This window comes from Pseudomonas versuta (assembly GCF_001294575.1).
In the GTDB taxonomy this organism is placed as follows: Bacteria; Pseudomonadota; Gammaproteobacteria; order Pseudomonadales; family Pseudomonadaceae; genus Aquipseudomonas; species Aquipseudomonas versuta.
In genome coordinates, this window is the sequence record NZ_CP012676.1 from 3972553 (window position 1) to 3996525 (window position 23973).

Sequence of the window (23973 nt, forward strand, 5' to 3'; positions counted from 1 at the left end):
TATGACCCGCCTCACCCTCACCCAACTCGCCTGGACCCCGCTGGGCCATGGTCACTGTCATCACCAGTTCCAGCTGCGTGATGCCAATCTGCACGTGGCCGCAGGCGAGTTCGTGGGGCTGATCGGGCCCAACGGCAGCGGCAAAACCAGCCTGCTGCGTTGCGCTTATCGCTTCAGCAAGCCCGAGTCGGGCCTGGTCAGCCTCGGCCCGCACAACCTCTGGCAGCAATCGCCGCGCTGGTGTGCTCAACGCATCGCCGTGGTGCTGCAGGAATTTCCGGATGCCTTTGGCCTGACCGTCGATGAAGTGGTCGCCATGGGCCGTACCCCGCATAAAGGCCTGTTCGACGGCGACACCGAGGCCGACCGGGAGCTGGCGAAACACGCCCTCGAATCGGTCGGCCTGCAGGGCTTCGAAGACCACGCGTTCGCCACCCTGTCCGGCGGTGAAAAGCAGCGGGTGATTCTGGCCCGGGCCCTGGCCCAGCAACCCGAATTGCTGATCCTCGACGAGCCGACCAATCATCTCGACCCGCGCTACCAGCTGGAGTTGCTGCAACTGGTCAGGCGCCTGAACATCGGCACCCTGGCCAGCATCCACGACCTCAATCTGGCCGCGGCTTTTTGCGACCGGCTGTACGTGATCGACCACGGCAGGATCATCGCCAGCGGCACCCCGCGCGAGGTGCTGACGGTCGAGTTACTGCGTGAGGTGTTTGGCGTCGACGCGCTGATCGACGATCACCCGCTGTCCGGCTACCCGCGCATTACCTGGATAACCCAAGCATGAAATTGATCCGCCTGGCCCTCTGCCTCAGCGCGTTGTCCGGTGCCCAGTGGGCACAGGCCCAAGTCACGAAATACCCGCTGACCGTCACCAGCTGCAACCGCGAGGTGACCTTTAACCAGGCGCCCGAACACGCCGTCAGCCATGACATCAACATGACGCAAATGATGCTCGCCCTGGGCCTCAAACCGCGCATGGCCGGCTACAGCGGCATCAGTGGCTGGAAAGCGGTAACGCCCGAGATGAAGGTCATTCTCGATGGCCTGCCGGAGCTGGCGAGCAAGTACCCGTCGGTGGAAACCCTGCTCAACGCCAACGTCGACTTCTTCTTTGCCGGCTGGGATTACGGCATGCGCGTAGGCGGCGACCTCACGCCGCAAACCCTGACCCCGCTGGGCATCAATGTGTACGAGCTGACCGAGTCCTGCGCGTTCGTGATGAAGCGTCCGCCCGCCAGCATGGAGGACACTTACAACGACCTGCGTAACCTGGGCAAAATCTTCGACGTGCAAGACCGCGCCACCGCGCTGATCACGCAAATGCAGGAGAAAATTGCCACCGTGCAAAAGACCCTGCCCGCCTCAAGACCGCGGGTGTTCCTGTATGACAGCGGCGAAGACCGTGCCATGACCTCGGGCAAGCTGGGCATTCCCCATGCATTGATCGAAGCCGCGGGCGGCAACGATATTCTCCGTGACATCGACGCCAGCTGGACCCGCATCAACTGGGAAACCGTGGTCGAGCGCAACCCTGAAGTGATCGTCATCGTCGATTACAGCGAAGTCAGCGCCGCGCAAAAACAGCGCTTCCTCGAAACCAACCCGGCCCTGCAATCGGTCGACGCGATTCGCAACAAACGCTTCATCGTCATCCCTTACGTGCAGGCCACCCCCGGCATCGACAACGTGCTGGCCATCGAAACCCTGGCCAAAGGTTTCCACCCCCAATGATGACGCGCCGCTATGCCTTGTTGCTGGTCGGCCTCGGCGCGCTGCTGCTGGTGTCGTGCGTGGTCTCGCTGGGCTTTGGCCCGGCGCGGGTACCGGTGGACGTGGTGTGGCACATTTTGCTCAATAAACTGTTCGGCCTCGGTGAGGTCAGCTGGAGCGCCGGGCAGGAACATATCGTCTGGCTGATCCGCGTGCCGCGCATGCTGCTCGGGGCGCTGGTCGGCGCCGGGCTGGCATTGATCGGTGCGGTGCTGCAAGCCGTAACCCGTAACCCGCTGGCGGACCCGCACCTGCTGGGCGTAACCAGCGGCGCCACCCTGGGCGCAGTGATCGTGGTGCTGCACGTGGGCCAAATCGTCGGCTTGCTGACCTTGCCCATCGCGGCCTTTATCGGTGCGTTGCTGAGCATGGTTCTGGTGCTCGCCATTGCCAGCCGCCAGGGCCGCCTGGACAGCGACCGGCTGCTGCTGTGCGGCGTGGCCGTGTCATTCGTGATGATGGCCATCGCCAATACCCTGCTGTTTTTGGGCGACCACCGCGCCAGTTCGGCCGTACTGTTCTGGATGCTCGGCGGCCTGGGGCTGGCGCGCTGGGAGCTGCTGCTGGTGCCCAGTACCGTGGTGTTGCTGGGGCTGGTGCTGCTACTGGGCATGGCCCGCCCGCTCAACGCCTTGATGGCAGGCGAGCAAACCGCTGTCACCCTGGGCCTGAATGCACGCAATGTGCGGCTCAAGGTGTTCTTGATCGCCTCACTGATGACCGGCGTACTGGTGGCCATCAGCGGCTCGATCGGCTTTGTCGGGCTGATGATTCCACACATCGCCCGACGCCTGGTGGGCGCCGAGCACCGGCGCTTGCTGCCGGTGTCGGCGTTGCTGGGCAGCGTGTTCCTGGTGTGGGTCGACGTTGCCGCGCGCACCCTGATCGCCCCCGAAGACCTGCCCATCGGCGTGGCCACGGCAGCGATTGGCGGACTGTTCTTTATTGGCCTGATGCGCAAGCGTTAACGCCTCCCCCCGTAGCAGGTCTGGCACCAACACGGCGCATGCCGCGCACCAAAAGCGTCTTTAGGCGCTGCGCTGGTGCACGCACTCCTCAAATATCACCGCAAAGCCCCGTTCCAGAGCCTGCGCACCATTTCGGCACAGCCCTTGCTATAGACCTTCCCAGTGTCCCCGTCGAACCATTAAAAAAATCAGACATCTGGAGATCGCCCCATGAAGCGTCGTAGCGTGCTCAAAGCTTTCACCCTCACGGCATCCATTGCCGCCATGGGCATGACCTGGACGGTGCAAGCCGCCGAGACCATCAAGGTGGGGATTTTGCATTCGTTGTCCGGGACCATGGCGATCTCCGAAACGTCGCTCAAGGACATGGCGCTGATGACCATCGACGAGATCAACGCCAAAGGCGGCGTGAACGGCAAGATGCTCGAAGCGGTCGTGGTCGACCCGGCGTCCAACTGGCCACTGTTTGCAGAAAAGGGTCGTCAATTGCTGACCCAGGACAAGGTCGCCGTGGTGTTCGGTTGCTGGACCTCGGTGTCGCGCAAATCGGTGTTGCCGGTATTTGAAGAACTCAACGGCTTGCTCTTCTACCCGGTGCAATACGAAGGTGAAGAGATGTCGCCCAACGTCTTCTACACCGGCGCCGCACCTAACCAGCAGGCGATTCCGGCGGTTGAATACTTGATGAGCGAGGACGGCGGCAGCGCCAAACGCTTTGTGTTACTGGGCACCGACTACGTGTACCCGCGCACCACCAACAAGATCCTGCGCGCCTTCCTGCATTCCAAAGGCGTGGCCGACAAGGATATCGACGAGGTCTACACCCCGTTTGGCCACAGCGATTACCAGACCATCGTCTCCAACATCAAAAAATTCTCCGCCGGTGGCAAGACGGCGGTGATCTCCACGGTCAACGGCGACTCCAACGTGCCGTTCTATAAAGAGCTGGCCAACCAGGGCCTGAAAGCCACCGACGTGCCGGTGATTGCATTCTCGGTGGGCGAAGAAGAGCTGCGCGGCATCGACACCAAACCGCTGGTGGGCAACCTCGCGGCCTGGAACTACTTTGAGTCGGTGCAGAACCCGGTGAACCAGAAGTTCGTCACCGACTGGAAAGCCTACGCCAAGGCCCACAACCTGCCGGGTGCAGACAAGGCTGTGACCAATGACCCGATGGAAGCCACCTACGTCGGCATCCACATGTGGGCGCAGGCAGCAGAAAAAGCCAAGTCCACCGATATCGATAAAGTCCGCGAAGCCATGGCCGGCCAGACATTCGCCGCGCCGTCGGGCTACACCCTGACCATGGACAAGACCAACCACCACCTGCACAAGCCGGTGATGATCGGCGAGATCCAGGATGACGGTCAGTTCAACGTGGTGTGGCAAACCAAGGAGCCGATCCGCGCCCAGCCGTGGAGCCCGTATATCCCGGGCAATGACAAAAAGCCGGATTACGCAGTGAAGAGCAACTAACGGTCACTGTCATTCCCTTGTGGGAGCCGGCTTGCCGGCGATGCAGCCAACGTGGTCGATCATGAACCGACGCGACTCCATCGCCGGCAAGCCGGCTCCCACGGGATTTGAGTTAATCCTGTCAGCGCAAGGCCCTGTCTATGCCAACTGCCCTTTACCGTTTTATCTTCGCCTGCCTGCTGTTGCTGCCCCTGGGCGCATACGCCGACGATGCCAGCGACTTCGCAGCGGCCGACAATTCCCGCCAGGCCCAGCTGCTTGAAAGCTGGGCGGCACAACCGATACCTGAGCGCGCGGCACTGATCAACGACCTGCAACAAGGCCAGATCAGCATCGACGGTCAAACCAGAACGCTGCGCCTGAACAACCGTCTGCGCGGTTTGATTGAAACCGCGCAGGCCAGTCAGCACTTGCTCGCCCCAGACCCGGCATTGCGTCTGGCGGCCGCCCTGCAACTGCAAAAATCCGCCAAACCGGCACAACTGGCATTCCTCGACCGGCAACTGGCCGGCGAAACCGACAGCGCTGTGCATACCGCTTTGAGCCTGGCGCTGGCCAACCTGCAACTGGTGGACCCCGACCCGGCAGTGCGTCTGGCGGCCGTGCGCCTGCTCGGTGAAACCGGCGAGCCACTGGCCCGCACCCGCCTCGAAACCCTGCTGCAAGCCGGTGTTGAAACCGATGCCAATGTACGCACCGCTGCCGAAACCAGCCTGGCGCAAGTCAAACGCAAACTGCTGATCGGTGACTGGCTGGGCCAGGCCTTCAGCGGTTTGTCCCTGGGTTCGATTCTGTTGCTGGCAGCGCTGGGGCTGGCCATCACCTTCGGCCTGCTCGGGGTGATCAACATGGCCCATGGCGAGATGCTGATGCTCGGCGCCTACTCGACCTACTGCGTGCAGTTACTGTTTCAGCGCTTCGCACCCGGCGCCATCGAGTTCTACCCGCTGCTGGCGTTACCTGTGGCGTTCTTTGTGACGGCCTGCGTGGGCATGTTTCTGGAGCGCACCATCATTCGCCACCTCTACGGCCGGCCGCTGGAAACCCTGCTCGCCACCTGGGGCATCAGCCTGATCCTGATTCAACTGGTGCGGGTGCTGTTCGGCGCGCAAAACGTCGAGGTGGCCAACCCGGCCTGGCTCTCGGGCGGGCTGCAAGTGCTGCCCAACCTGGTGCTGCCGTACAACCGGCTGGTGATCATCGTCTTCGCCCTGGCCGTGGTGTTCCTGACCTGGCTGCTGCTGAACAAAACGCGCCTGGGCCTGAACGTGCGTGCGGTCACCCAGAACCGCAACATGGCGGCTTGCTGCGGCGTACCCACCGGCCGTGTCGACATGCTCGCCTTTGGCCTCGGCTCGGGGATTGCCGGGCTCGGCGGCGTGGCCTTGAGCCAGATCGGCAACGTCGGCCCGGACCTGGGCCAGGGCTACATCATCGACTCGTTTCTGGTGGTGGTGCTGGGTGGCGTCGGCCAACTGGCGGGCACGGTATACGCGGCCTTCGGCCTGGGCATCGCGAACAAGATTCTTGAACCGCAGATCGGCGCCGTGCTGGGCAAAATCCTGATCCTGGGGCTGATCATTCTGTTTATCCAGAAGCGTCCGCAAGGTCTCTTCGCGCTTAAAGGACGGGTGATCGACTGATGAATCAACCTCTGATGATTACTGCCACGCAAAAGGCCGGGCCTGCCGTCACCGCCATTGTCGGTGGCCTGGTATTGCTGGTGCTGCTGGCCCTGCCGTTGCTGTCGCTGCTGCCTGCCGACAGCCCGTTTCAGGTCTCGGCCTATACCCTGACGCTGACGGGCAAGATCCTCTGCTATGCCATCGTTGCCCTGGCGCTGGATCTGGTCTGGGGCTACGCCGGTCTGCTGTCGCTGGGCCACGGCCTGTTCTTCGCCCTGGGCGGCTACGCCATGGGCATGTACCTGATGCGCCAGGCCTCGGGCGATGAATTGCCGGCCTTTATGACCTTTCTGTCGTGGACCGAGTTGCCCTGGTACTGGATCGGCACCGAGCATTTCTGGTGGGCCATGTGCCTGGTGGTGCTGGCCCCCGGTTTGCTGGCGCTGGTGTTCGGCTTTTTCGCCTTCCGTTCGCGGATCAAGGGCGTGTATTTCTCGATCATGACCCAGGCCCTGACCTTCGCCGGGATGCTCCTGTTTTTCCGTAACGAGACCGGCTTTGGCGGCAACAACGGCTTCACCAACTTTCGCAGCATTCTGGGTTTTGGCATCACCGAGCCCGGCACCCGCGCGGTGCTGTTTTTCGCCACCGTGATGTTGCTGGTGGCCAGCCTGTTTCTCGGCTGGCGCCTGGCGCGCAGTAAATTCGGGCGCGTGCTGACTGCGCTGCGCGACGCTGAAAACCGCCTGATGTTCTGCGGCTACGACCCTCGCGGCTTCAAGCTGTTCGTCTGGGTGCTCAGTGCTGTGTTATGCGGCCTGGCCGGAGCGCTGTATGTACCGCAAGTGGGCATTATCAACCCCGGCGAAATGTCGCCGACCAACTCCATAGAAGCTGCCGTGTGGGTTGCCCTGGGCGGGCGCGGCACCCTGATCGGTCCGTTGCTGGGCGCGGGCGTGGTCAACGGCATGAAGAGCTGGTTCACCGTAGCCTTCCCCGAGTACTGGCTGTTCTTCCTCGGCGCGCTGTTTATCGTCGTGACCCTGTACTTGCCCAAAGGCGTGATCGGCCTGCTGAAGAAAAGGGGTGAACAATGAGAATCACTGCAACGGCTGAATTCATGCTCGAACCCGCATTCGATCCAAACAAGGATGCCGGCAGCAGCCGCGATGCCATCGGTCTGGGCCAGGCCGCCGGAACCGGCCTCAATACCCGCCACGGCACCATCCTCACGCTGGAAGACATCAGCGTCAGCTTTGACGGTTTCAAGGCCCTGAACAACCTCAACCTGTACATCGGCGTCGGCGAGTTGCGCTGCATCATCGGCCCCAATGGCGCAGGCAAGACCACCATGATGGACGTGATTACCGGCAAGACCCGCCCCAGCGAAGGCCAGGCCTGGTTCGGTGAAACACTGGACCTGCGCCAGATGAGCGAAGTGCAGATCGCCCAGTCCGGGATTGGCCGCAAGTTCCAGAAGCCCACGGTATTTGAAGCCCTGAGCGTGTTTGAAAACCTGGAGCTGGCGCAAAAAACCGACAAGTCGGTGTGGGCCAGCCTGCGCGCCCGGCTCACGGGCGAGCAACGGGACCGCATCGGCGAAGTGCTGGAAACCATCCGCCTGCATACCTCGGCCCGGCGCCCGGCAGGCCTGCTGTCCCATGGCCAGAAACAGTTTCTGGAGATCGGCATGCTGCTGGTGCAAGACCCACAACTGTTACTGCTGGATGAACCGGTGGCGGGCATGACCGATGCCGAAACCGAGTTCACCGCCGAGCTGTTCAAAAGCCTGGCCGGCAAGCACTCGCTGATGGTGGTGGAGCACGACATGGGGTTTGTCGGCTCGATTGCCGACCACGTCACCGTGTTGCACCAGGGCAGCGTGCTGGCCGAAGGCTCGCTGGAACAGGTGCAGGCCGATGAGCGGGTGATCGAGGTGTATCTGGGCCGCTAACGCCCCGCTGCAATCGCTGGCAAGCCAGCTCCCACAGGGTATGAGGGATTCAACGATGCTACAGATACAAAATCTGCATCAGTTCTACGGCGGCAGCCACATTCTTCGCGGCCTGTCGTTTGAGGCAAAAGTCGGCGAAGTCACTTGCCTGCTGGGCCGTAACGGCGTGGGCAAGACCACATTGCTCAAGTGCCTGATGGGTTTGCTGGCGGTCAAGGAAGGCAGCGTGACCTGGGAGGGTAAACCGATCACCATGCTCAAGCCCCACCAGCGGGTTCACGCCGGGATCGCTTATGTGCCCCAGGGCAGGGAGATTTTCGGGCGCCTGACGGTGGAGGAAAACCTGTTGATGGGCCTGTCCCGCTTCCCCGGAGCCGAGGCCCGGGAGGTGCCCGGTTTTATCTATGAACTGTTCCCGGTGCTGCTGCAAATGAAGCATCGGCGCGGTGGCGACTTGTCCGGCGGTCAGCAGCAACAGCTGGCGATTGGCCGGGCGCTGGCCAGCCGCCCGCGCTTGCTGATCCTCGATGAGCCCACCGAAGGGATTCAACCGTCTGTGATCAAGGAGATCGGCGCGGTGATCAAGATGCTCGCGGCCCGGGGCGATATGGCCATCCTGCTGGTGGAGCAGTTCTACGACTTTGCCGAAGAACTGGCGGACCAGTATCTGGTGATGTCCAGAGGCGAAATCGTGCAGCAGGGCCGTGGTGAAAATATGCAAACAGAGGGTGTGCGCGGGCTGGTGACGATTTAATCTGTAACTCTTTTTGACGATAACAACGACCTATGAATCTGCCTGCCAACACCGCATTGTTCACCCCCAGCTGGCACGCCGAGCTGGAGCTGGGCTATGGCCGTTTTGGCGACAGCACGCGCCCCACCCTGCGCCGTCATTTCGGCCCGCTGCGGGTGCAGAAGCACCTGTATGCCGAAGGCCCCGAGGTGTGCCAGCACATCATTGTCCACCCGCCCGGCGGCATTGCCGGCGGCGACCGGCTGAACATCTGCGCCAGTGTGGGGCCTGATGCCTGGGCACAACTCACCAGCCCCGGCGCGGCCAAGTGGTATCGCGCGGCCGGCCCGGCCTATCAGAGCCTGACCTTGAACGTGGCTGCCGGCGCGACCCTGGAATGGCTGCCGCAAGAAACCATCGTGTTCAGCGGCGCCCGGGCCGAACTGACGACCCGCATTGAACTTGAAGGCGATGCGCGCCTGTTTTATTGGGACATGGTGGCGCTGGGACGACTGGCCAGCGGTGAACGTTTTGAGCACGGGCACTTTCAGTCGCAACTGGATATTCGCCGCGACGGCCAGTTGCTCTGGCATGAACGCCAGCGCATTAGCGGCGGCGACGGCTTGCTGGATTCGCCGATCGGGCTGGACGGCAACCCGGTGTTTGCAACGTTATTGGTGACGGGGGAAATCAGTGCGCAGCTGCTGGAAATATGCCGCAACCTGCCCGGCCCGGTCCGTGCCGACCTGACTCAGTTGCCGGGGTTGCTGGTCGCTCGCTGCCTGGCGGTAGAAGCCCTGCAGGCCCGCGCCTGGCTGATTGAACTGTGGCGCTTGCTACGCCCGGCACTGCTGGGGCGTGAAGCCTTGGCCCCAAGGATCTGGAGTACCTGAGAACCGTCGCGATTTTTTTGAGGACCTCTGTGGGAGCTGGCTTGCCAGCTCCCACAGAGGTCCTCGACCAATAATCCTTAATTAAACAACGGACCCACCATGGACCTGACCTCACGCGAAAAAGACAAGATGATGATCTTTACCGCCGGCCTGCTGGCCGAGCGGCGGTTGGCACGCGGGGTGATGCTTAACTACCCGGAAACCATCGCCTATATTTCCGCCGCCCTGCTCGAAGGCGCCCGCGATGGCCGTACCGTCGCCGAGCTGATGCACTACGGCACCACCCTGCTGACCCGCGAGCAGGTGATGCAGGGCATTCCGGAAATGATCCCCGACATCCAGATCGAAGCCACCTTCCCCGATGGCACCAAGCTGGTCACTGTCCACCAACCCATCGCCTGAGGCTGCCCCATGTCTTATGTCACCCGTGGTGCTGTCGCGGCCGACCTGCCGGCGATTCGCGACATCTACAACGATGCGGTGCTCAACACCCTCGCGATCTGGAACGAACAGACGGTCGATCTGGCCAACCGTCAGCAATGGTTCGATGCCCGCCTGGCCCAGGGTTATCCGGTGCTGGTGATCGTCGATGACAGCAATGTGCCGCTGGGCTACGCCTCGTTTGGCGACTGGCGCCCGTTTGAAGGGTTCCGCCATACCGTGGAGCATTCGGTGTACGTGCACCCCGAGCAACGGGGCAAGCGCCTCGGCCCGCAGTTGCTGGCAGCGCTGATTGAACGCGCCAGAGCCTGCGGCAAACACGTGATGGTCGCGGCCATCGAGAGCGGCAATGGTGCCTCGATCCATGTGCATAAACAGCTTGGTTTTGTAACCAGCGCACACATGCCGCAAGTCGGTATCAAGTTTGGCCGCTGGCTGGACCTGACCTTTATGCAACTGATGCTCTACCCCGGCGCGCTGCCGCCTCAGGAGTGCGGTAAATGAATAGCGAACAGGTGCTGCAAGTGACCGCCCAGAGCTTTGCCCAGTATCGCGACGGGTTGATTGCGTTGCTGGTGGATGCGGTTCACTACGGGGCGTCCGTGGGGTTCATGGACGACCTGGACCACCCCCAGGCCAGCCACTACTTCAACGAAGTGCATGCCCAACTGGAGCAAGGCTCCCTGCTGTTGTGGGTGTTGATCGAAGACGGGCAGGTGCTGGCCAGCGTGCAGTTGGCCCTGTGCCAGAAGCGCAACGGGCTCAATCGCGCCGAGGTCCAGAAACTGCTGGTGCTCAATGAAGCGCGGCGTCGGGGTCTGGGGCAAATAATGATCCATGCCCTGGAACAAGGGGCACGGGAACTCAAACGCGGTTTACTGCACCTGGACACCGAAGCCGGCTCGCCCGCTGAAAACTTCTACAGCGCACTGGGTTACACCCGGGTCGGCGAGTTGCCCAACTATTGCCGCAGCCCCGACGGTCACTACAGCCCCACCGCCATCTATTACAAAACCCTGGGTGAGCCGCAATGATTCCAGGCCAATACCGCATTGCATCCGGGGACATCGAGCTGAATGCCGGCCGCCGCACCCTGAGTATCAGCGTGTCGAATCGAGGCGACCGCCCGATCCAGGTGGGTTCGCACTATCACTTTTTCGAAACCAACGATGCCCTGATGTTTGAACGTGCTGACAGCCGCGGCATGCGCCTGAATATCCCGGCGGGCACCGCCGTGCGTTTCGAGCCGGGGCAGACCCGCGAAGTGGAACTGGTGGAACTGGCCGGGCTGCGTCGGGTGTTCGGCTTTGCCGGTCGGGTCATGGGCAATCTGGACTGACCCCACTGCCCAATCCCTGAAGGAGCGAGCTTGCTCGCGAGCTTTTTCTCAAGAGCGCTTAAGGGCTCGCGAGCAAGCTCGCTCCTACAGGGGATGGGGCTTGGTTTATCTATTTAGGAACTCACAATGAAAATTTCCCGCCAGGCCTATGCCGACATGTTCGGCCCTACCGTTGGCGACAAGATCCGCTTGGCCGACACCGAGTTGTGGATCGAGGTCGAGCAGGACTTCACCACCTATGGCGAAGAAGTGAAGTTTGGCGGCGGCAAGGTGATTCGTGACGGCATGGGCCAGAGCCAGCTGCTCGCCAGCGAGGTGGTCGACACGCTGATCACCAACGCGCTGATTGTCGATCACTGGGGCATCGTCAAAGCCGATGTGGGCCTGAAAAACGGCCGGATCCACGCCATCGGTAAAGCCGGCAACCCGGATATCCAGCCCGATGTGACCATCGCCATCGGCGCCAGCACCGAAGTGATTGCCGGCGAAGGCATGATCCTCACGGCAGGCGGCATCGATACCCATATTCACTTCATCTGCCCGCAACAGATCGAAGAAGCCTTGAACAGCGGGGTCACCACCATGATCGGCGGCGGCACCGGCCCGGCCACCGGCACCAATGCCACCACCTGCACCTCGGGCCCGTGGCACATGGCGCGCATGCTGCAGGCCGCCGATGCGTTCCCGATGAACATGGGCTTTACCGGCAAAGGCAACGCCAGCCTGCCGCAACCGCTGATCGAACAGGTCGAAGCCGGGGCCATCGGCCTCAAGCTGCACGAAGACTGGGGCACCACGCCCGCAGCCATCGACAACTGCCTGAACGTGGCCGACCTGTATGACGTGCAAGTGGCAATTCACAGCGACACGCTGAACGAGTCGGGCTTTGTCGAAACCACTCTGGCCGCGTTCAAGGGCCGCACCATCCACACCTATCACACCGAAGGCGCGGGGGGCGGCCATGCCCCGGACATCATCAAGGCCTGCGGCCTGAGCAACGTGCTGCCAAGCTCGACCAACCCGACCCGGCCTTTTACCCGCAATACCATCGACGAGCACCTGGACATGTTGATGGTCTGTCATCACCTCGACCCGGCCATCGCCGAAGACGTCGCCTTCGCGGAAAGCCGTATCCGTCGTGAAACCATCGCCGCCGAAGATATCCTGCATGACCTCGGCGCGTTTTCGATGATCAGCTCCGACAGCCAGGCCATGGGCCGGGTCGGCGAGGTCATCACCCGTACCTGGCAAACCGCCGACAAGATGAAAAAACAGCGCGGCCCGCTACCCGAAGATGCACCGGGCAATGACAACTTCCGCGCCAAACGCTACATCGCCAAGTACACCATCAACCCGGCCATTACCCACGGCGTCAGCCATGAAGTGGGCTCGATCGAGGTGGGTAAATGGGCCGACCTGGTGCTCTGGCGTCCGGCGTTTTTCGGGGTCAAGCCGACCCTGATTCTCAAGGGCGGTGCGATTGCCTCAAGCCTGATGGGCGACCCCAATGCTTCGATCCCGACCCCGCAGCCGGTGCACTACCGCCCGATGTTTGCCAGCTACGGCGGCTCGCGTCATGCCACCTGCCTGACCTTTATCAGCCAGGCGGCGGCGGAGGCCGGGGTACCCGCAGCACTGGGGCTGAAGAAGCAAATCGCCGTGGTCAAAGGCTGTCGCGACGTGCAGAAAACCGACCTGATCCACAACGGCTACCTGCCTGAAATCGAAGTCGATCCACAGACCTATCAAGTCAAGGCTGACGGTGTACTGCTGTGGTGCGAGCCCGCAGACGTATTACCGATGGCGCAGCGTTACTTTCTGTTTTGAGCACAGGGTGCTGTCCCGGCAAGCGGTTGTATTGAAAGCCATCATTAGGGGCTAAGATGCGACACCTTTTTATAACCGCTCTCGCAGCAAGGTTTGGCTATGCGCCTATCTGAGTTCATCGTGCAAAACGCTGACCGTATTGTCGATGAATGGGAGCAGTTCGCCGAAACCATCACCCCGGCTGCCGAATCAATGGACAGCGTGGCCCTGCGTGATCATGCCAAGGCCATTCTGCTGGCCGCCTCGCGGGACATGAACACGGCGCAAACAGCCAGCGAACAACAGGCCAAGGCCGAAGGCGAAGGCGCGGAGAAAACCCCGGCCCTGGACGTTGCCGCGGCCAGTCATGGCGAGTTGCGCCATACCGTGGGCTTTGATCTGGTGCAGATGACTTCCGAGTTCCGGCACTTGCGCGCCTGCGTGATCCGCCTGTGGGTCGCCAGCCTCGAAACGCCACAGGCAGTGCACTTCCAGGACATGATCCGGTTCAATGAGGCCATTGATGAGGCCCTGGCCGAATCCACCGCGGCCTATGCCGAGCAGGTCAACCGTTCGCGGGATATCTTTTTGGCGATTCTGGGCCATGACCTGCGCGCGCCGCTGCAAGCGGTGAGCATGTCCACCGAGATGCTGGAGCGCAAAACCACCCTGGACGCCAATGCCCAGAACTACGTGAAGGCCATCAAGACCGGGGCTCATCACATGCATGGGATGGTCAGCGACCTGCTGGAGTTTGTGCGCAGCCGCCTGGGTACCCAGTTGCCTGTGGAACCCTGTGCCATGAACATGGCCCACGCTTGTCAGACCGCACTGGACCAGGCCCGTGCCGGGCACCCCGACTCTGAGCAGAGCTTGCAGGTCAACGGCAATGTTGAAGGCCACTGGGATCCGCGACGCCTTGGCCAGCTGTTGCAAAACCTGATCGGCAATGCGCTGCAGCATGGCGCCAGCAAGAGTGCTGTAAGCCTGACCCTCAATGGCGCAGCGGATAGCGTGACCCTCAAAGTGCACAACAACGGCACTCCGATTGCAGAAGAGGCACTGGCCACCTTGTTCGACCCGCTGGTACGCAGCCCGAGCGAAGACATCTGCGAACCGGGGGCCTCCACCAGCCTTGGCCTGGGATTATTTATCGTCAAGGAAGTGGTGGATGCACACAAAGGCAGCATCGAAGTGACCTCGACCAAAGACGAGGGCACGACGTTTACCGTGGTGTTGCCGAAAAATATCTAACAGATAGAAAACCTGTAGGAGCGAGCTTGCTCGCGATCTCTATCTGGCGTGCAGCCCGCCATGGTGGACAGCACATTGAAAAGATCGCGAGCAAGCTCGCTCCTACAGAGAGGTGGCGCTTACAGGTCGCCGACAAAGCGTCCCAATTGCTGCTTGAGCCGCTGGTTCTCGGCGCGCAATTGCTGCACTTCCTCGATCAGGTCCAGCGCCAGGGCGACGCCTTCCCACTCCATCTCCAGGTCGTTGTGCAACTTGGTCGCACGCTGTGCGATGGCCAGTTCGTAGTCGTCAAAACGCCACACGTCCGGCGTGCGGCCCTGAGGTTCGATAATTCCGTGTTCGACAATCTCTATCACGTAAGTGGCCGGGATACCGGCCTCTTCGCAGAACCTTTCCATGTCCAGCTGAACGATCAGGGTGCTGCTCATGATCAGTTACTCCATTGGGCTCTCGGGTCGAATGCCGATTTGTCGGCCAGGTCTTGCCACAGGGCTTTTGTGGCCTCGTCGCTCTGTTTGGGCATGACCACTTTCAATTGGGCATACAAATCGCCGCGCTCGCCTTGCTTGTTCGCCAGGCCATGACCTTTGATGCGCAAGCGTTGACCGCTCTGGCTGTCGGGGCGAATGGTCAGGTTGATTTTGCTGGTCAGGGTCGGCACGGCCACTTTGGTGCCCAATGCAGCTTCCCACGGTGCCACTGGCACAGTGATGACCAGATCATGACCTTCCACATCGAACTTCGGATGCGGGGCAAAGCGAATGATCAGGTATAGATCACCATTGGCACCGCCACCAACACCCGGACCACCCTGCCCTTTAAGGCGAATACGCTCACCGTCGGTGACACCGGCCGGGATTTTTACGTTCAGGGTCTTGCTGGCCCCGCCAATCTGGAAGCTGATCTGCTTCGATTCGCCAGACAGGGTCTCTTCAAGGAAAATCGGCAGTTCCATTTCTACATCCTGTCCGCGACGTCCCGCGCTGCGACCGCTCTGGCCGCCGAAACCATTACCGCGCGAACCGAAGATCGAGCTGAAAAAGTCTGAAAAATCGCCCTGATCCTCGAAACCGCCGCTCGAGTGACCCTGCCAGCCAGGTGGCCCCTGGAACGGTTGGCCATGCTGGCCGTATTTGCGCATTTCATCGTATTCGGCGCGTTTATCGGCACTTTTCAGTGCTTCATACGCTTCGTTGACGTCCTTGAATTTCTCTTCGGCGTCCTTTTCCTTGCTCACATCCGGGTGATATTTGCGCGCGAGCTTGCGATAAGCGGTCTTGATTGCCTTATCGTCAGCCGTGGGCTCGACACCCAGGATCTTGTAATAGTCTTTGAAGTCCATGTAAGGATCACCATCCGTTATCAATATCGCGCAGCTCGAAGCCACCCAGAATGCTCTGGCTGACCGGCCTGAGGGTTGACCGATCTCAATCGTGTGACTGATCAGCGCTGCAAAAGTTTATCGGCAGCCTTAAGACCACCAAACCAATGTCTGGAAGTTTGGGGGTCAAGGATAGTCTTTCAAGGGGATTAAAACCTGCGATTTAAAGAATCGTCGCGCTTCGATTCTGCGAGCGTCTGACATACACTGCGCGGCCGTTTTTTAACCGGAACTCGAAAGACATGAAAAGCGCCTCTCCAGCACGTGCCTGCGGCATCGACTTTGGCACGTCCAACTCCACCGTCGGCTGGCTGCGTCCAGGCGTGGAAACCCTCATCGCGCTGGAGGACGACAAGATCACCCTGCCCTCCGTAGTGTTCTTCAACATTGAAGAGCGCCGCCCGGTGTACGGTCGTCTGGCGCTGCATGAGTACCTGGAAGGCTACGAGGGCCGCCTGATGCGGTCGCTCAAGAGCCTGCTGGGTTCCAAGCTGATCAAGCACGACACCAGCGTTCTGGGCACGGCCATGCCGTTCAAGGACCTGCTGGGGCTGTTTATCGCCCAGCTTAAAAAACGAGCTGAAGCAACCGCCGGTCGTGAATTTGAAGAAGTGGTACTGGGCCGTCCGGTGTATTTCGTCGATGACGACCCCCTGGCCGACCAGGAAGCCGAGAACACCCTGACCGACGTGGCCCGCGCCATTGGCTTCAAGGAAGTCTCGTTTCAGTACGAACCCATCGCCGCGGCATTCGACTATGAGTCGACCATCGAACGCGAAGAGCTGGTGCTGATTGTCGACATCGGCGGTGGTACCTCCGACTTCTCGCTGGTGCGCCTGTCGCCCGAGCGCCGGGGCATGGACCACCGCCAGGACGACATCCTGGCCACGGGCGGCGTGCACGTGGGCGGCACCGACTTCGACAAGCAACTGAGCCTGCAAGGGGTCATGCCGCTGTTCGGCTACGGCAGCCGGATGAAAAGCGGTGCCTACATGCCCACCAGCCATCACATGAACCTGGCGACCTGGCACACCATCAACTCGGTGTATGCACAGAAAACCCAGATCGCCCTGAACAGCATGCGCTACGACATCGTCGATACCGGCGGGATCGACCGTTTGTTCAAGTTGATCGAACAGCGTGCCGGTCACTGGCTGGCGATGGAAATCGAAGAAACCAAAATCGAACTGACCCACGCCCAAAGCCGCCATGTGCCGCTGGACCGGGTTGAGCCGGGGCTAAGTGTTGAACTGAGCCGGGCGCTGTTTGAAGCCTCTATCGACAACCAGCTGGAGCGCATCCGCAACAGCGTGAACGACTTGCTCAGCAGTGCAGGTGTGGGTGTCGAGCAAGTGGATACGGTGTTCTTCACTGGCGGTTCGAGCGGTATTCCGGCGTTGCGCCAGAGCGTCGCGGCCATGTTGCCTAACGCCAATCACGTCGAAGGCAACATCTTCGGCAGCATCGGCAGCGGTTTGGCGATTGAAGCCAAAAAGCGTTACGGCTAGAACGAGACCTGTGTAGTCGCTGGCGCAGGCTGCGATGGGCTGCGCAGCGGCCCCGCTGTCAGAAGGACCTGCGGCCCTTATCGCAGCCTGCGCCAGCGACTACAGATTGCGGGTTAAACCAGCTCCACCTGCTTGAGTTCACTCTTCAAATACGCGTAGTAGATCGGCCCGGCCACCACCCCCGGCAGGCCGAAGGCTGCCTCGAATACCAGCATCGCCAGCAATAGCTCCCACGATTTGGCACTGATCTGGCCGCCAACGATCTTGGCGTTGAGGAAGTATTCGAGCTTGTGGATAACGATCAGATAGCCCAGTGCCGCTACCGCGACCCAGATCGACAGGGACAGGCCGACGATGGTGATCAGGGTGTTGGAGATCAGGTTGCCGATCACCGGCAGCAAGCCCAGCAGGAAGGTCAGCACAATCAGGGTTTTGGTCAGCGGCAGATGCACGCCGAACAGCGGCAGGATCACCGCCAGAAATATCCCGGTGAACGCGGTATTGAGCAGCGCGATTTTGATCTGCGCAAACACGATGTTGCGAAATGCCTGCACCAGCAGGTGCAAACGGTCGAACAACGCGGCTGACAGTGGCTTGCGACGGCTGATATCCGGGATACGCTGCAACGCGATGATGGCGCCCAGCACCATGCCGATCAGCAACGTTACGAACATGTGCGCGGCATCTTTGCCCACCAGTTGCAGATCGCTGAGGTGCTTGTTGCCCCATTCGCCGATCGCCACCCGGAATTCAGCCGCGCTGGCCGGCAGGTAGCCGTCCAGAAACGGCGGCAATTGCCCGCGCGCCCGATCAACCACGACCATGAATTTGTTCAGCGATGCTCCGGGGTTTTCTGCTTCATGCAGCAAAAAGCTGATGGCACCGGCAAAGATCAACGCCAGGACGCTGACCACCAGCGTGCCCAGCAACGCCACTGCCAGCCAGCGCGCACGGCGCCCGGCAATCAGCCGCTGCAGTTGTGGCGTGAGCATGTTGACCAGTTCGAATACCAGCAAACCGGCCAGCAGGCTGGGTAACAGGCGCAACGGAAAAACCAGCAACAGGCCGCCAGCAATGATGATGTAGCTGGCAAACAAAATGTGACGCTGAGAAAACGATGGCATACAGCCTCAAAACAAGCAGCGCGAAAGGACGGGCAGTCTGCCAGCCTTCAGCGGGTAGCACTAGAAATTGTGATACAGGCCAGCTGCAAGAGCGGGGCTGCTCGCGATTGCGCTGTGTCTGACAGCTTCGCGAGCAAGCCCGTTCCTGCAGGGTGCATTATTTCTTCTTCAGGCAATCGCTCATAAAGGCTTTGCGTGCATCCCCTTTGAGGGCCTGGGTGCCGGCAGTGGCGTTACAGGTTTTCATTTTTTCCTGCTGGGTCGCAGGTGCTGCCGGAGTGGCTTTAAGGCAGGTGCTCATAAACGCTTTGCGCTCATCGCCCTTGAGGGTCTTGGCACTCGCCTCGGCATTGCAGGTGGTCATTTTGTTTTGTTGGGCCGTGGCCGCAAAACCCTGGGTGCACAGCAACAGGCCCATCAGCAGCAGAGGAATACGCAGCATCTTCATGGAGTTTTCTCCTTGTAGCCGCACCGGGTGGCAGCGGACTTCCCAGGAGTGTAGACAAACTCTGTTACATCACTCCACGGGCCTGGCGCCGATATTGCTCAGGCGTACACCCGGCCTGACGCGCGAACATGGCAATAAATGCCGATGACGTGCTGTAGCCCAGGTCAAAGCCCACATCCTGCACGCTGCGCGCAGACTCCAGCGCTTCAATCGCCGCCAGAAACCGCAGACGCTGGCGCCACTCGCCAAAGCTCATCCCCAGTTCACGTGCAAACAGTCGCGCCAGGGTCCGCTCGCTGACATGCACCTGCCCGGCCCACTCCCCCAGCGGCCGGTTGTCGCCGGGCTGGCTCTGCAGCGCCTCAAGGACCACCTGCAGACCGGGATGACTGGCGTAAGGCAAATAGCATTGATGCACCGGCGCCTGACGCAACTGGTCAACCAGAACCTGGGCCAGCCTCTTGTCAGATTCGCTGCGGGGAATGTTGATATCGCGCCGGGCAAAATCGCTGAGGATGGCTTTGAGGATGTCGCTGATGGCCAGCGTGACGGGTGTTTTCGGCAAGTTCTGGCAATGGTCGACATCCAGGTAGACCGAGCGATAGACAATCGCCTGCGAGTTGTAGGCACTGTGCTCGGTATGGGGCGGCACCCAGACCGCGTACTGCGGCGGCGACATGAAGCGCTGGCCGTTGACCTCGTAGCGCATCACCCCGTGGGCCACATAATCCAGCGAACCCCAGGCATGGACATGGGGCGCGGCATGGCTGTCGGCATCAAATTCGGCATAACGGAAGTACACCGGAGCCGGCAAGCCATCGAATTCGGGGACGTTGATCAGATTCTTGCGCATGCTGTCTGGATTCAGGGGGAGATTGGCCGGAACGAAGTATAGCCTTGCAGACAGACAGGCGGATAATCGCTGCTCATTAACCCTGTGGTTGTTCCTGATGCAATACGCTTACCCGCTACTGGCCATTTTTATCTGGGCCGGCAATACCGTTATCAACAAACTCGCGGTCGGGGCCATCTTCCCGTCCGAGATCGGTTTTTATCGCTGGCTGCTGGCCGGCCTGCTGTTCACCCCGTTCATGCTCAAGCCGGTGATCGCCAACTGGTCGGTGATCCGCCCCAACCTGGGCAAGATCTTTGTCCTTGGCGTACTGGGCATGGCGATCTATCAAAGCCTGGCCTACTACGCGGCGGCCCGTACCTCGGCCACCAACATGGGGATCATCCTGTCGTTGATGCCGTTGATGGTGCTGGCCATGTCGATCATCAGCCTGGGGCAGCGCCTGACCGCAGGAGCCTTGGTCGGCGCGATAGTCTCGTTTATCGGGGTGCTGGTGGTGGTATCGAGCGGCAGCCTCAGTGCCTTGCTCGACCACGGCCTTAACTTGGGCGATGCGATGATGCTGGTTGCCACCCTGGCTTATGCGATCTACAGCACCTTGCTGAAAAAATGGCAGTTGCGCCTGCCGCCCCTGCAAATGCTGTACATGCAGATTCTGGTGGCGATCCTGGTGTTGCTGCCGCTGTACCTGATGTCCGCCAAAGTCGGCCTCACGGTGCACAACATCGGGCTGGTGCTGTATGCCTGCATTCTGGCCTCCATGCTCGCGCCGCTGGCCTGGATGAAGGCCGTCACCGTGCTGGGGCCGAGCCGTACCACGTTATTCTTCAACCTGTTGCCGTTGATCACGGCGCTGATTGCGGCGGTGGTACTCAAAGAACAATTGCATGCTTACCACCTGATTGGCGGCGCACTGACGCTGGCCGGGGTGATCCTCTCGGAACGCTGGACCACGCCGTTAAGGAAAGCGCCCAAAATCGGATAAAACTTTCTCCTCGCGCTGAACTCACAACTTGTGAACCGATCTTGCCAGCAGAGCGAGGCGGCAACCTGATGAGTGAGGAGATTGAAATGAGCGACATGCAATTGACCGATAAACAGACCCTGCGCGAGCGTGCCCGCAAGAACGTCGAGGAAGGTGCCGTCACCGAAGGCTACAGCGCTAACCGCGAAGAGATCCTTCGCCTGCTCAACGAATCTCTGGCCACAGAGTGGGTGTGCGTACTGCGCTACAAGCGCCACTACTTCATGGCTACCGGGATCAAGGCGCACGTGGCCGCGCAAGAGTTCCTGGAGCACGCCACCCAGGAGATGGAGCACGCCGACAAACTGGCCGAGCGCATTGTGCAGCTGGGAGGCGAACCTGAGTTCAACCCGGACTTGTTGTCCAAGAATTCCCACGCCCAGTACGTGGCGGGCAAGAATCTGAAGGAAATGGTCTACGAAGATTTGGTGGCCGAGCGCATTGCGGTCGACAGCTATCGCGAAATCATTCAGTACATCGGCGACAAGGATCCGACCACACGCCGGATCTTCGAAGAGATCCTCGCCCAAGAGGAAGAGCATGCCGATGACATGGCGGACCTGCTCAAAGGGCTGTAAACAGACCCGCAAACGCAAATGCCCGCCCTCATGAGATGAGGGCGGGCATTTTTTTGTCTGAATCTAACCCTGTAGGAGCGAGCTTGCTCGCGAGCAAGCTCGCTCCTACAGGGTTTATAGTTTATTTCACCGTTTTCGGGACTTTGCCCTGCTGCATCTGTTGCAGCAGCGGCGCGCACTGGTTGGGTTCGCCGCCACTGGGGGCGATCAACGCCAGCAGACCGGCCGCCGGGCCGGCAATCACGCCCAATGCCACCATGCCTGCACCGCGCAGCAGCAGCGGTACCGCCTCTACTCCCGCCGAAGGGTTGCCAAAGGTGCCTTTCACGTACAGCGGTGAGCGCAACGAGAACAAACGCAGGCCCTTGGACTCGGGGGTAATTTTCAGGTCGAGCTGTTCGGTGGCGAAGTTGGCAGTGCCGTCTATGTAGATGATCGCGTTCTCGGTATCAAACACAAACAACTGCGAAGTGGCCAGACCATTCTTGATCCCGAAGTCTGCCGCCGCACAGTTGATCTTCACGTCTTCGTCGCCAAAGATTTTACCCACCACATAGTTACCGACGTTCAGACCGGCAATTTCCATAAGGCTGCGGCTGATGGCGCCATCATTGATGATCATCTTCAAGCCGCCATTGGCCGTGCCCAGTAACTTGGCCACCGAGTTGCCAGTGCCCGAAAGCGTGGCATCGCCATTGAGTTCACCAAAACTGGTCTTCATTGGTTCAAAGGTGGGGAACAGCTGCTTGAGCTTGAAATTGCGCGCGGTCAGTTTGGCCCTCCCCTGCAACGGCGTACTGCGCCCGTTGAGGTTGATTTGCGCGTCCAGCTTGCCGCCCGCCACGCCGAAACGCAGGGGTTCGAGTTTCAGCTCGCCATTGTCCAGCACCACGTGGGTGTACAGGTCCGTGAACGGCAGCTCGGCACTCTGGACGATGCGCTTGCCGGTGAACTCCACATCGGCATCCATATCGCGCCAGCGTTCAGTGCGGAACTCTTCAACCGGCAGCACTTTACCCGCCGGTTGTTTGCTGTCACCGCCGCGGGCTTTTTGCTTGGCGTTGGAGTCAGCGCCAATCAACGGGGCCAGGTCAGCCATCAGCAATTGATTGGACACCAGTGCGCCGCTCAGTTTGGGCCGTGGCTGGCTGGCGACGTATTTCAGGTTGCCATGAATATCGCTGCTACCGATTTTGCCGTTGAAGTTTTCGTAGGTGAAGATTGCGCCGTCCGGCTCATGCAGTTTGGCAATCAGGTGGCCATCGGTTGAGTACGGCGGCGAGTCAGGCAGGGTTACGCCGGTCAGTGGATACAGGTTGCCCAGGCTGCTGCCTGCCAACTTCAGGCGCAGGTCCAGCGCCCCCAGATGGAACGGGTCGGTCAGGGTGCCGGCCAGCTCGACTTTGGTGTCGGCAATGCTCACTTGCGCCTGCAACGGGAAGGGTTTGGCCGCGTCCTGCAAGGCCAGCAGGCCGCCAATCTTCCCGGTGCCGTCGAGGCTCTGGCCGTGGTACTGACCTTTGACCTTCAGGGCGAAGGCATAGTCTTGTGGTGCGCTACCTTTCTCCAGCGCTTTTTTTGCAGCGCTCTGGCCGACGATGTCGCTGAACGGGACGGGTTTGCCCAGCGGATCAATCAGTACATCAAGACGGGTTTTCAGGGTCTGGTCATTAAGCGTTACATGGCCCTTGTCGAAACCAATGGCGCCTATGTCCACTGTCCAGTCCGAGGGTTTTTCGTTCGGGTCTTTGGGGTCGAACGTGAATGTCCAGTTCGCCCGGCCATCGGCCAGACGTTCAAGGCTGGCCGAGGGTTCGGTCAGATCGATACGCGGGATATCCACGGTCTGCGTCAGCAACGCCAGCGGCGACAGACGCAGCTCAACCTTCTTGAGGCTGGCCATTTGCGGTGCCTTGGACCACTCGGGATTGCCCAGGGCCAGGTCTTCGGCAATCACGTGGGGCCAGGGCACCCAGGCACGCCAGCCCCCTTCGTCCGCTTCACGCTGCCAGCGCACGGCGAGGTTGCCGTTAATGGCAAAAGGACGATGGAGGATGTCAGACACCTTGGTATTGATTGTGGGCTTGATCCGGTTCCAGTCGAAGGTAGCGAGGATCACCACCAGAACCACCACCAGCAGAACCAAAATACCGCCAATCCAGGCAAGGATTTTACGGGTGCGTGTCATGTAACGGCTCCTTATTACGGCTGAACGTCCCAACTGCGGCATTTATGAAGGGCTGCGACGCTAATAAAAGTACGACTGTCTGAGACCGCTCAAGGTTTAACCGGCGTACGACTTTCGTAAAAAAGCTGCCCGAAAGCCGCGGACCAGAGCCCTCAAGACTGAACAATCAATTGTGTTGATTATCACCATTGGCCGTATGAACTTTGATATCCAGGATCCAAGCGTAGCATTGCCTCCATACACAGTTCATTGCACTGCTACGGAGCACCCACCTCATGAAACGCCCATTATTGCTTGGTCTTACCCTTTCACTGTTTGCCATTAACGCCTTTGCGATGCCTGCCGACGATGAGCCGACACCTATGGCTCAACCCGCTTCCAGCACCTTGAGCCAACCGCTCAACCCTGTGGCTGAAGACGGTGCACAACGCACCCTGGACCAGCAGAACCGCGTGGCTGAAGACGGCTACGATCGCACTCAACGCCAGAACAACCTGGTGGCTGAAGGCGGCGCGGATCGTCTTGCACAAAGGAATCAACGTGCCAGCTAAGCCAATACTTGTAGTCGCTGCCGCAGGCTGCGATGGGGTGCACAGCAGCCCCA

25 protein-coding genes are annotated in these 23973 nt (G+C 60.5%); 19 read left to right on the forward strand and 6 right to left on the reverse strand.

What is annotated here, in order from left to right; genetic code table 11:
* Position 1: 1 nt before the first annotated feature.
* From AOC04_RS17790 to AOC04_RS17860, 15 genes are all read left to right on the forward strand, one after another.
* Entirely contained in the window at positions 2-790 is a 789-nt protein-coding gene (locus AOC04_RS17790; protein ID WP_060695661.1) for an ABC transporter ATP-binding protein, read from the forward strand.
* Positions 787-1737, forward strand: coding sequence for an ABC transporter substrate-binding protein (locus AOC04_RS17795; protein ID WP_060695664.1), 951 nt, complete (start codon positions 787-789; stop codon positions 1735-1737). Before AOC04_RS17790 ends, AOC04_RS17795 begins: the two co-directional genes overlap by 4 nt.
* Positions 1734-2744 (forward strand): FecCD family ABC transporter permease, encoded by a 1011-nt coding sequence (locus AOC04_RS17800; protein WP_060695667.1) that lies wholly within the window; start codon positions 1734-1736, stop codon positions 2742-2744. The genes AOC04_RS17795 and AOC04_RS17800 overlap by 4 nt, the downstream gene beginning before the upstream one ends.
* A gap of 210 nt (positions 2745-2954) precedes the next feature.
* The gene (urtA, locus tag AOC04_RS17805; protein WP_060695669.1) at positions 2955-4220 is read left to right on the forward strand and encodes an urea ABC transporter substrate-binding protein; all 1266 of its coding nucleotides are present in this window, start codon (positions 2955-2957) and stop codon (positions 4218-4220) included.
* 140 nt (positions 4221-4360) lie between these two features.
* Positions 4361-5863 carry an urea ABC transporter permease subunit UrtB gene (urtB, locus tag AOC04_RS17810; RefSeq protein ID WP_060695671.1) on the forward strand — a complete coding sequence of 501 codons (1503 nt, stop codon included), beginning with the start codon at positions 4361-4363 and terminating at the stop codon, positions 5861-5863.
* Positions 5863-6942, forward strand: a complete 1080-nt coding sequence (urtC, locus tag AOC04_RS17815) for an urea ABC transporter permease subunit UrtC (protein WP_060695673.1) — start codon at positions 5863-5865, stop codon at positions 6940-6942. Before urtB ends, urtC begins: the two co-directional genes overlap by 1 nt.
* Positions 6939-7799: an urea ABC transporter ATP-binding protein UrtD gene (gene urtD / locus AOC04_RS17820; protein ID WP_060695674.1), complete on the forward strand. Its 861-nt coding sequence runs from the start codon at positions 6939-6941 to the stop codon at positions 7797-7799. Before urtC ends, urtD begins: the two co-directional genes overlap by 4 nt.
* Before the next feature lie 55 nt (positions 7800-7854).
* Positions 7855-8553, forward strand: a complete 699-nt coding sequence (gene urtE / locus AOC04_RS17825; protein ID WP_060695676.1) for an urea ABC transporter ATP-binding subunit UrtE — start codon at positions 7855-7857, stop codon at positions 8551-8553.
* A 32-nt stretch (positions 8554-8585) separates the two neighbouring features.
* Positions 8586-9425 (forward strand): urease accessory protein UreD, encoded by an 840-nt coding sequence (locus AOC04_RS17830; RefSeq protein ID WP_060695678.1) that lies wholly within the window; start codon positions 8586-8588, stop codon positions 9423-9425.
* 99 nt (positions 9426-9524) lie between these two features.
* Positions 9525-9827, forward strand: coding sequence for an urease subunit gamma (gene ureA / locus AOC04_RS17835; RefSeq protein WP_060695680.1), 303 nt, complete (start codon positions 9525-9527; stop codon positions 9825-9827).
* 9 nt (positions 9828-9836) lie between these two features.
* Positions 9837-10370 (forward strand): GNAT family N-acetyltransferase, encoded by a 534-nt coding sequence (locus AOC04_RS17840; RefSeq protein WP_060695682.1) that lies wholly within the window; start codon positions 9837-9839, stop codon positions 10368-10370.
* Entirely contained in the window at positions 10367-10900 is a 534-nt protein-coding gene (locus tag AOC04_RS17845) for a GNAT family N-acetyltransferase (protein ID WP_060695684.1), read from the forward strand. Before AOC04_RS17840 ends, AOC04_RS17845 begins: the two co-directional genes overlap by 4 nt.
* The gene (locus AOC04_RS17850; RefSeq protein WP_060695687.1) at positions 10897-11205 is read left to right on the forward strand and encodes an urease subunit beta; all 309 of its coding nucleotides are present in this window, start codon (positions 10897-10899) and stop codon (positions 11203-11205) included. Before AOC04_RS17845 ends, AOC04_RS17850 begins: the two co-directional genes overlap by 4 nt.
* Positions 11206-11331: 126 nt before the next feature.
* Complete coding sequence (ureC, locus tag AOC04_RS17855; RefSeq protein ID WP_060695689.1) at positions 11332-13032, forward strand: urease subunit alpha; 1701 nt, start codon at positions 11332-11334, stop codon at positions 13030-13032.
* Positions 13033-13131: 99 nt separating this feature from the next.
* Positions 13132-14265 carry a sensor histidine kinase gene (locus AOC04_RS17860; RefSeq protein ID WP_060695691.1) on the forward strand — a complete coding sequence of 378 codons (1134 nt, stop codon included), beginning with the start codon at positions 13132-13134 and terminating at the stop codon, positions 14263-14265.
* Between the two features lie 119 nt (positions 14266-14384).
* On the opposite strand, the gene AOC04_RS17865 is transcribed toward AOC04_RS17860, so the two are convergent.
* Entirely contained in the window at positions 14385-14693 is a 309-nt protein-coding gene (locus AOC04_RS17865) for a chaperone modulator CbpM (RefSeq protein WP_060695693.1), read from the reverse strand.
* A gap of 2 nt (positions 14694-14695) precedes the next feature.
* Complete coding sequence (cbpA, locus tag AOC04_RS17870) at positions 14696-15607, reverse strand: curved DNA-binding protein (protein ID WP_060695696.1); 912 nt, start codon at positions 15605-15607, stop codon at positions 14696-14698.
* A gap of 281 nt (positions 15608-15888) precedes the next feature.
* Between cbpA and AOC04_RS17875 the strand changes: the two genes are divergently transcribed.
* Positions 15889-17154: an Hsp70 family protein gene (locus tag AOC04_RS17875; RefSeq protein WP_060695697.1), complete on the forward strand. Its 1266-nt coding sequence runs from the start codon at positions 15889-15891 to the stop codon at positions 17152-17154.
* A 113-nt stretch (positions 17155-17267) separates the two neighbouring features.
* On the opposite strand, the gene AOC04_RS17880 is transcribed toward AOC04_RS17875, so the two are convergent.
* From AOC04_RS17880 to AOC04_RS17890, 3 genes are all read right to left on the reverse strand, one after another.
* A complete protein-coding gene (locus AOC04_RS17880) occupies positions 17268-18278 on the reverse strand; it encodes an AI-2E family transporter (RefSeq protein WP_060695699.1) in 1011 nt (336 codons plus the stop codon).
* A 157-nt stretch (positions 18279-18435) separates the two neighbouring features.
* On the reverse strand, positions 18436-18726 hold the full coding sequence (locus AOC04_RS17885) for a PsiF family protein (RefSeq protein ID WP_060695701.1): 291 nt from the start codon (positions 18724-18726) through the stop codon (positions 18436-18438).
* Positions 18727-18790: 64 nt separating this feature from the next.
* A complete protein-coding gene (locus AOC04_RS17890) occupies positions 18791-19579 on the reverse strand; it encodes an AraC family transcriptional regulator (RefSeq protein ID WP_060695703.1) in 789 nt (262 codons plus the stop codon).
* Between the two features lie 97 nt (positions 19580-19676).
* Between AOC04_RS17890 and AOC04_RS17895 the strand changes: the two genes are divergently transcribed.
* Positions 19677-20564 (forward strand): DMT family transporter, encoded by an 888-nt coding sequence (locus tag AOC04_RS17895; protein ID WP_060696982.1) that lies wholly within the window; start codon positions 19677-19679, stop codon positions 20562-20564.
* Between the two features lie 86 nt (positions 20565-20650).
* Positions 20651-21181 carry a ferritin-like domain-containing protein gene (locus AOC04_RS17900; RefSeq protein ID WP_060695705.1) on the forward strand — a complete coding sequence of 177 codons (531 nt, stop codon included), beginning with the start codon at positions 20651-20653 and terminating at the stop codon, positions 21179-21181.
* Positions 21182-21302: 121 nt separating this feature from the next.
* Here the strand turns inward: AOC04_RS17900 and AOC04_RS17905 are convergent, their stop codons facing one another.
* The gene (locus AOC04_RS17905) at positions 21303-23369 is read right to left on the reverse strand and encodes an AsmA family protein (protein WP_060695707.1); all 2067 of its coding nucleotides are present in this window, start codon (positions 23367-23369) and stop codon (positions 21303-21305) included.
* A gap of 275 nt (positions 23370-23644) precedes the next feature.
* Here AOC04_RS17905 and AOC04_RS17910 point away from each other — a divergent pair, with 275 nt between their 5' ends.
* On the forward strand, positions 23645-23920 hold the full coding sequence (locus AOC04_RS17910) for a hypothetical protein (RefSeq protein ID WP_060695709.1): 276 nt from the start codon (positions 23645-23647) through the stop codon (positions 23918-23920).
* Positions 23921-23973 lie beyond the last annotated feature (53 nt).

What these genes read in the sequence shown, in the direction of transcription:
- AOC04_RS17790 (WP_060695661.1), top strand. Translation starts at nt 2, where the DNA reads ATGACCCGCCTCACCCTCACCCAACTCGCCTGGACCCCGCTGGGCCAT.
- AOC04_RS17795 (WP_060695664.1), top strand. Translation starts at nt 787, where the DNA reads ATGAAATTGATCCGCCTGGCCCTCTGCCTCAGCGCGTTGTCCGGTGCC.
- AOC04_RS17800 (WP_060695667.1), top strand. Translation starts at nt 1,734, where the DNA reads ATGATGACGCGCCGCTATGCCTTGTTGCTGGTCGGCCTCGGCGCGCTG.
- urtA (WP_060695669.1), top strand. Translation starts at nt 2,955, where the DNA reads ATGAAGCGTCGTAGCGTGCTCAAAGCTTTCACCCTCACGGCATCCATT.
- urtB (WP_060695671.1), top strand. Translation starts at nt 4,361, where the DNA reads ATGCCAACTGCCCTTTACCGTTTTATCTTCGCCTGCCTGCTGTTGCTG.
- urtC (WP_060695673.1), top strand. Translation starts at nt 5,863, where the DNA reads ATGAATCAACCTCTGATGATTACTGCCACGCAAAAGGCCGGGCCTGCC.
- urtD (WP_060695674.1), top strand. Translation starts at nt 6,939, where the DNA reads ATGAGAATCACTGCAACGGCTGAATTCATGCTCGAACCCGCATTCGAT.
- urtE (WP_060695676.1), top strand. Translation starts at nt 7,855, where the DNA reads ATGCTACAGATACAAAATCTGCATCAGTTCTACGGCGGCAGCCACATT.
- AOC04_RS17830 (WP_060695678.1), top strand. Translation starts at nt 8,586, where the DNA reads ATGAATCTGCCTGCCAACACCGCATTGTTCACCCCCAGCTGGCACGCC.
- ureA (WP_060695680.1), top strand. Translation starts at nt 9,525, where the DNA reads ATGGACCTGACCTCACGCGAAAAAGACAAGATGATGATCTTTACCGCC.
- AOC04_RS17840 (WP_060695682.1), top strand. Translation starts at nt 9,837, where the DNA reads ATGTCTTATGTCACCCGTGGTGCTGTCGCGGCCGACCTGCCGGCGATT.
- AOC04_RS17845 (WP_060695684.1), top strand. Translation starts at nt 10,367, where the DNA reads ATGAATAGCGAACAGGTGCTGCAAGTGACCGCCCAGAGCTTTGCCCAG.
- AOC04_RS17850 (WP_060695687.1), top strand. Translation starts at nt 10,897, where the DNA reads ATGATTCCAGGCCAATACCGCATTGCATCCGGGGACATCGAGCTGAAT.
- ureC (WP_060695689.1), top strand. Translation starts at nt 11,332, where the DNA reads ATGAAAATTTCCCGCCAGGCCTATGCCGACATGTTCGGCCCTACCGTT.
- AOC04_RS17860 (WP_060695691.1), top strand. Translation starts at nt 13,132, where the DNA reads ATGCGCCTATCTGAGTTCATCGTGCAAAACGCTGACCGTATTGTCGAT.
- AOC04_RS17865 (WP_060695693.1), bottom strand. Translation starts at nt 14,693, where the DNA reads ATGAGCAGCACCCTGATCGTTCAGCTGGACATGGAAAGGTTCTGCGAA.
- cbpA (WP_060695696.1), bottom strand. Translation starts at nt 15,607, where the DNA reads ATGGACTTCAAAGACTATTACAAGATCCTGGGTGTCGAGCCCACGGCT.
- AOC04_RS17875 (WP_060695697.1), top strand. Translation starts at nt 15,889, where the DNA reads ATGAAAAGCGCCTCTCCAGCACGTGCCTGCGGCATCGACTTTGGCACG.
- AOC04_RS17880 (WP_060695699.1), bottom strand. Translation starts at nt 18,278, where the DNA reads ATGCCATCGTTTTCTCAGCGTCACATTTTGTTTGCCAGCTACATCATC.
- AOC04_RS17885 (WP_060695701.1), bottom strand. Translation starts at nt 18,726, where the DNA reads ATGAAGATGCTGCGTATTCCTCTGCTGCTGATGGGCCTGTTGCTGTGC.
- AOC04_RS17890 (WP_060695703.1), bottom strand. Translation starts at nt 19,579, where the DNA reads ATGCGCAAGAATCTGATCAACGTCCCCGAATTCGATGGCTTGCCGGCT.
- AOC04_RS17895 (WP_060696982.1), top strand. Translation starts at nt 19,677, where the DNA reads ATGCAATACGCTTACCCGCTACTGGCCATTTTTATCTGGGCCGGCAAT.
- AOC04_RS17900 (WP_060695705.1), top strand. Translation starts at nt 20,651, where the DNA reads ATGAGCGACATGCAATTGACCGATAAACAGACCCTGCGCGAGCGTGCC.
- AOC04_RS17905 (WP_060695707.1), bottom strand. Translation starts at nt 23,369, where the DNA reads ATGACACGCACCCGTAAAATCCTTGCCTGGATTGGCGGTATTTTGGTT.
- AOC04_RS17910 (WP_060695709.1), top strand. Translation starts at nt 23,645, where the DNA reads ATGAAACGCCCATTATTGCTTGGTCTTACCCTTTCACTGTTTGCCATT.